Annotated in this window: 6 protein-coding genes; 2 read left to right on the forward strand and 4 right to left on the reverse strand. The window is 70.0% G+C overall.

Going from position 1 to position 6,705, the window contains the following annotated elements; genetic code table 11:
• Positions 1–133 precede the first annotated feature (133 nt).
• Together GUY60_RS31975 and GUY60_RS31980 are read left to right on the forward strand one after the other, a co-directional pair.
• A complete protein-coding gene (locus tag GUY60_RS31975) occupies positions 134–937 on the forward strand; it encodes a hypothetical protein (RefSeq protein WP_161704219.1) in 804 nt (267 codons plus the stop codon).
• 174 nt (positions 938–1,111) lie between these two features.
• A complete protein-coding gene (locus tag GUY60_RS31980; protein ID WP_161704221.1) occupies positions 1,112–1,717 on the forward strand; it encodes a hypothetical protein in 606 nt (201 codons plus the stop codon).
• A 75-nt stretch (positions 1,718–1,792) separates the two neighbouring features.
• Here the strand turns inward: GUY60_RS31980 and mmsB are convergent, their stop codons facing one another.
• From mmsB to GUY60_RS32000, 4 genes are all read right to left on the reverse strand, one after another.
• Positions 1,793–3,088, reverse strand: coding sequence for a multiple monosaccharide ABC transporter permease (gene mmsB, locus GUY60_RS31985; protein ID WP_187370178.1), 1,296 nt, complete (start codon positions 3,086–3,088; stop codon positions 1,793–1,795).
• Between the two features lie 8 nt (positions 3,089–3,096).
• Positions 3,097–4,680: a multiple monosaccharide ABC transporter ATP-binding protein gene (mmsA, locus tag GUY60_RS31990; RefSeq protein WP_446697010.1), complete on the reverse strand. Its 1,584-nt coding sequence runs from the start codon at positions 4,678–4,680 to the stop codon at positions 3,097–3,099.
• Positions 4,677–5,804, reverse strand: coding sequence for a multiple monosaccharide ABC transporter substrate-binding protein (gene chvE, locus GUY60_RS31995; protein WP_161704223.1), 1,128 nt, complete (start codon positions 5,802–5,804; stop codon positions 4,677–4,679). The genes mmsA and chvE overlap by 4 nt, the downstream gene beginning before the upstream one ends.
• Position 5,805: 1 nt before the next feature.
• On the reverse strand, positions 5,806–6,705 hold a 900-nt coding region (locus GUY60_RS32000; RefSeq protein WP_161704225.1), incomplete at its 5' end, for a hypothetical protein.

The following is a 6,705-nucleotide window of genomic DNA, read 5'->3' on the forward strand; positions in this document are numbered from 1 at the left end:
CCCTTCCCCAAGCCGCCGTCCCTCCCCGGCTTCCCCGGCTGACCTCGCCGTAGCGCGGCAGCTCTTTCGCCCGCCGGCCCGGCCACCCCAGGGCCGGGCCGGCGCCCAACCGTCGTAGAGGAGTCCACCACCCATGCGCACACTCCGGTCCATCGCCGCCGCGATCGCCGTATCCGCCTGCACGGCCCTGCTGTTCACCGGGCAGCCGGCCACCGCGGCGAACGCCCCGGACGCCACCGCAGGCCGCTACGGCTGCGTACCGCCGGGAGGCACCGGCCTGTACCTGTCGAAGGAGGGTGAGGCGAAACTGACGTACGCCCCGGAATTCCTGGCGGAGTTGGAGAAGGCCGGGATCCAGGCCGAAAGCGTCGCGCCGAACACCGTCGTCGACGGGGGCACCGCGGTCCACATCCCCATCGGGGAGTCGTACGACAACATCGAGCTGCCCAGCGGCCGGGTCTGCTACCCCGGCGGCATGACCTTCCGGAACGCCAACACCGGTGCCACGTACACGGTCGACGACTTCTGGATCAAGTTCGCCGCGGTGGGCGACAGCAAGGTGTTCACCACTCCGCTGATCAACGGGCAGCCGCGTCCGGCCGGTGAGCTCAACCTGGCGAACTTCACCGTGGCCCAGGCGCTCACCACCGGTCAGTTCGTCCCGCACAACGGGGGCATCGGGCCGAAGCGGGTGGCCTTCAGCATCGACGAGGAATTCGCCACGGACCTGAACTCGGCGCTCGGCACCGACATCGAGCCCGACAGCCCCTGGGCCACGCTCGACATCGCGTGGAAGGGCGTCCCGAGCCGGGCCCTGCCGAACCTGGACAACCCGGAGCTCGCGGGCCTGAAGCGCGTATCCGACGCGATCCGCGCGGGCTCGTCCCTCCCCACCCCGCCGCTCCTGCCGCCGTCGCCGTTCGGGATGGCGGGCTGAGCACTCCTGAGCACTCCTTGAAACGCGGCCGCCTCGTGTCAGACATGGGGCGGCCGCGTGCTGCGTGCTGTGCACGGTCGACCGTGCGCACCGCACCGGCGGCAGCCCTCCCGTACGGGTGACGGCGGGGCGTGCCGTCCGGGTCCCGGGGCGCGGCCGCACAACGATGGCCGCATGTCACTCATCTCCACCGCTGCGCCGCTGCGCCGCCGCCTCCTGGTGCCCGCGCTCGCCGCGCTCTCCCTGTTCACGGCCGTCGTGCCCGCCGCGGGCAGCGCGCAGGCGCACCAGGCGGGGCTGCGCTGCCCGCACTCCGCCTGCGGCTCCCTCACCGTCGGCACCCCGTCCCTCGCCCCGCCCGCCACCGAGCCGTGTACCGCCAAGGAGCAAGTCGTCTGCCGTATCCGGGAGATGACCCCGGCCGAGCGGCTCGAAGCGCGGGATGTGCGGGTCCGTTACCACCAGCTCCTGATGGACATGGGCCGCAGGCGGTGCGAGCTTGAGAAGGCCGGGGCGAGCCCCGAGACCGTCGCACGCGAGCTGGTGGAGATGCGCAACCAGGCCAAGGACATCGCGCGCGCCGGTATGACCCGCGAGCAGGTCGAGGCGCTTGAGCAGCGCAACCGCGAGAAGTACGGCAACCCGCTCGGCCCGACCGCCGACCAGCTGTACGCCAAGCTCGGCTCCTGGGAGCAGGTCGTCGAGTCGGCGGGCCGCACCAGCGCCTCCGTCGACGGCGAGCTCGGCCTCGCGTACAAGGCCTGCGCCTGCGCGCACTGACCCCTCCGGCTCCGCGCTACGGCCCGGCACCCCCCCCACGGGTGCCGGGCCGTAGCCGTTCGAGGGGGGGGCGGGCTACGAACCGGCCCTGCGTTTGTTCGCCACGTCCACGCCGACCGCCGCGAGCAGCACCAGGCCCTTGATGACCTGCTGCCAGTCGGTGCCTACGCCCACCAGGTTCATGCCGTTGTTCAGCACACCCAGGACCAGGCCGCCGATGATCGCGCCGAGGACCGTGCCGACGCCGCCGCTCATCGACGCGCCGCCGATGAACGCCGCCGCGATGGCCTCCAGCTCGAAGTTCAGACCGGCCTGCGGCGTACCGGAGTTGAGGCGGGCCGCGAACACACAGCCCGCCAGCGCCGCGAGCACACCCATGTTCACGAAGACCAGGAACGTGACGCGCTTGTCCTTGACGCCGGACAGCTTCGCCGCCGCCTTGTTGCCGCCGAGCGCGTACACATGACGGCCGACCACCGCGTTACGCATCACATAGCCGAGGCCGAGCAGCAGCGCGCACACGATCAGCATGATCACCGGCATGCCGTGCCAGCTCGCCAGGGTCAGCGTGAACGCGCACACCGCCGCGACGATCGCCACACACTTCAGGACCCAGATGTTCCGCGGCAGCACCTCCAGTTCGTACGCGCGCTGCCGGCGCCGGTCACGGACCTCGCGCAGCAGCAGGAACGCGATCACGACGAGCCCGATCAGGACCGTCGGGTTGTGGTACGGGCCGATGGCCTCGGTGCGCAACTCGATGAAGCCCAGGTCGAGTTGGAACTCGAAGGGCAGCGGGATACGCCACGCCGGACCGGCCTCGGGGACGACGCCCTTGGCCAGGTTCTGGAAGCCCTCAGGGAACGGCGAGAGCGACTGCCCCGCCAGGGTGATCTGGGTGAGACCGCGGAACAGCAGCATCCCGGCGAGCGTCACGATGAACGAGGGGATGCCCAGATACGCGATGAAGAAGCCCTGCCAGGCGCCCGCGACCGCGCCGATCGCCAGCGAGAGGAGCAGGGCCAGGCCCCACGGCAGATCGTGCTCGATCATCATGACGGCCGAGATCGCGCCGACGAACGCGGCGACCGAACCGACCGACAGGTCGATGTGCCCGGCGATGATGACGATCATCATGCCCATGGCCAGGATCAGGATGTAGCCGTTCTGCTGCAGCAGGTTGGAGATGTTGCCGGGGCGCAGCAGCGCGCCGTCCGTCCAGAACCCGAAGAGGAGCACGATCAGGGCGAGGGCGGAGAGCATGCCGTACTGGCGCATGTTGGTGCGCAGCCCGTGCAGGAGCAGCGCGCCGGTCGACGGCGCCGCCTTGGCGGTGGCCGCCTCCTCGGGCGGTGTGGTCGTGGTGGTCATGGTCGGCCTCAGCTTCTGTTCATGGTCATGTGGCGCATCAGGACTTCCTGGGTGGCGTCGGCGCGCGCGACCTCACCGGTGAGGCGGCCCTCGGCCATCGTGTAGATCCGGTCGCACATCCCGAGCAGCTCCGGCAGCTCGGACGAGATGATCAGGACTGCCTTGCCCTCGGCGGCGAGCCGGTCGATCACCGTGTAGATCTCGGACTTGGCGCCCACGTCGATGCCGCGGGTCGGCTCGTCCAGGATCAGCACCCGCGGATCGGCGTGGATCCACTTGCTGAGCACGACCTTCTGCTGGTTGCCGCCGGACAGCCGGCCCACCTGCTCGTGCACCGTCGGGGCCTTGATGTTCATCGACGTGCGGTACCGCTCGGCGACCCGCCGCTCGTGGTGCTCGTCGACGGCGCCCCGGCGCACCATGCCCGCGAGCGAGGCGAGGGAGATGTTGCGGTTGATGTCGTCGATCAGGTTCAGGCCGTACTGCTTACGGTCCTCCGTGACGTACGCGATACCCGCCGCGACCGCCGCCGGCACCGTCCCCGTGTGCACCGCGCGGCCCGCCACCTCGACCGTGCCCGTCACATAACCGCCGTAACTGCGGCCGAAGACGGACATGGCGAGTTCGGTGCGGCCCGCGCCCATCAGGCCCGCCACGCCGACGATCTCGCCGCGCCGCACGGTCAGGGACACGTCGTCGACCACGGTGCGCTCCCGGTCCACGGGGTGCCGCACGGTCCAGCCGGACACGCTGAACGCGGTCTCGCCCGCGTCCGCTCCCTCGTACCGGGTGCGCTCCGGGAAGCGGTGGTCGAGGTCGCGGCCGACCATGGAGCGGATGATCCGGTCCTCGCTCAACTCCGGTTCCGCGCCCGGTGATTCACGTACCGGCAGGGTCTCGATGGTCTGTCCGTCGCGCAGGATCGTCACCGCGTCGGCGACCGCCCGGATCTCGCCCAGCTTGTGCGAGATGACGATGCACGCCACGCCCTGCGCGCGCAGCTCAAGGATCAGGTCGAGCAGCTTCGCGCTGTCCTCGTCGTTGAGCGCCGCGGTCGGCTCGTCCAGGATGAGCAGCTTCACCTCCTTCGAAAGGGCCTTCGCGATCTCCACCAACTGCTGTTTGCCGACGCCGAGTTCACTGATCGGGGTCTGCGGCCGCTCACGCAGTCCGACCCGGTCGAGGAGTTCAGCGGCGCGGCGCAGGGTGCCGTTCCAGTCGATGAAGCCGCGGCGCGCCTGCTCGTTGCCGAGGAAGATGTTCTCCGCGATGGACAGGTACGGGACGAGCGCCAGCTCCTGGTGGATGATGACGATGCCGTGGCGTTCGCTGGCCCGGATGTCCTTGAACGCGACCGGCGCGCCCTCGAAGTCGATCTCGCCCTCGTAACTGCCGTGCGGGTGCACGCCGCTGAGCACCTTCATCAGGGTGGACTTGCCCGCGCCGTTCTCCCCGCAGACCGCGTGGATCTCACCGGCCCGCACGGTCAGGTTGACATCGCTGAGCGCCTTCACACCGGGGAACGTCTTGGTGATGCCCCGCATCCGAAGCACCGGCGCCGCTTCCCTCAACTCACCAGCCGGGGCGGTCACTTGAGCTGTCCTGCCGTGAAGTACCCCTCGTCGACGAGGAGCCGGGTGTTCTTCCGGTCGATGCTCACCGGGTCGAGCAGATACGACGGGACCGTCTTGACACCGTTGTCGTAGTCGCTGGTGTTGTTCACCTCGACCTTCTTGCCGGTGAGCGCGGCGTCGCCCATCTGCACGGCCTGGCGGGCGAGTTTCCGGGTGTCCTTGAAGACGGTCTGCGTCTGCTCGCCCCGGATGATCGACTTCACCGAGGCCAGCTCCGCGTCCTGCCCCGTCACCACCGGCAGCGGCTGACTCTTCGTCCCGTAACCGGCGCTCTGCAGCGCGGAGATGATGCCGATGGAGATCCCGTCGTACGGCGAGAGCACCGCGTCGAGACGGTCCTGGCCGTAGCTCTTGGTGATGATGTCGTCCATGCGCTTCTGCGCCGTCTCACCGCTCCAGCGCAGCGTCGCCGCCTTCGCCATGGTGGCCTGCCCACTGCCCACGACGAGCTGCCCACTGCCGAGGTAGGGGCGCAGCACCTTCATCGCGCCGTTCCAGAAGTACTTGGTGTTGTTGTCGTCCGGGGAGCCCGCGAACAGCTCGACGCGGTGCGTCTTGCCGCCCTTCTCTGGTTTGCCCAACTCCAGTTTGTCGACGATGTATTGGGCCTGGAGACGGCCGACCCGCTCGTTGTCGAACGACGCGTAGTAGTCGACGCTGCCGGTGCCCATGATGAGCCGGTCGTAGGAGATCACCGGGATGTCCGCGTCCTGCGCCTGCCGCAGCACGTCGGAGAGCGCGGAGCCGTCGATCGCGGCGACCACGAGCAGCCCCACGCCCTTGGTGATCATGCTCTCGATCTGCGCGACCTGGTTCTCCACCTTGTCGTCGCCGTACTGCAGATCGGTCCTGTACCCGGCCTTCTGGAACTGCTTCGCCATGTTGCGGCCGTCGGCTATCCACCGTTCCGAGGACTTGGTGGGCATCGCCAGGCCGACGGTGACGCCCGCACCGCCCTCCGGTTTGTAGCGGCTGCCGCCCAGGGCCTCCTGGCCGCAGGCGGCAAGCGACAGGGCGAGCAGCCCGGCCACGGTCACCGCGACCGTGCCGCGTCGCGTGCGGGTGCGCGTATGGGTGCGCATGTCAGTCTCCTTCCGGTACGGGGAAGCGGCGCAGCTCGCCGGGCGCGCGTGCGCCGAGCGGCGACATGCCGCCGTCGGAGCCGAGCCGGGCCAGCAGGTCGAGCACGAGCCGCCCGCGCCGCACCCGTTCGCGGGCGCCGGCCAGGGCGAGGTCGCGCAGGTGGGCGCCGTAGGGATAGATGCCGGGCGCCTTGCTGAGCCCGAACTTCAGATACAGCGGGGCACCGCGGCGGATCAGCTCGGCGGCCTCGTACATCCGCACGTAGCCACCGAGGTCGTCCGGCGCCTCCACATACAGGTCCATCGGCGCTCGCCCCGACCGCCGGATCTCGGTGAGGTGGTCGAGCGACAGATCCGACGGCACGTTCACCGAGTCGGCGCCGAGCAGCTCGAAGACGCGGTACGAGGCCGGGTTGACCGGGCCGGTCAACGCCGACACCTTGAACGTCAGGTCGGCCGGCAACACCCCGGCGACCCGCATCCGGTGCAGCGTCCACAGCACCCCCTCGTCGGCGACGAGCAGGCACCGTACGCCCAACTCGGCGGCGCGCAGGGCGTCTTCGACACATCCGGCGAGCCCGTCGTGGCCCCGTGCGCGCAGCCCCGCGCCGCCGGAGTCGGTGCGGGTCGCGGCCCCGGTGTCCCAGGTGCCGCGCGGCCCGGTGAACAGGCAGAGCTCGATGTCGCGTTCGGCGCAGGAGTCCACCATCTCGGTGATCTCGGAGTCGGTGAGCATCCAGACACCGCTGCCCTGGCTGATCCGGTGCACCGGCACATCGAGCCGCGCACTCTCCTTCAGCACGGTGGCAAGTGCCTCCGGCCCTTCCACGGACGGGACTTCGGTACGCCACGTACCGCCGTCGGGGAAGGAGTACGGGGAGGCGTCGGCGGGGTCGGGGGT

The organism is Streptomyces boluensis (genome assembly GCF_009908195.1).
Classification (GTDB): domain Bacteria; phylum Actinomycetota; class Actinomycetes; order Streptomycetales; family Streptomycetaceae; genus Streptomyces; species Streptomyces boluensis.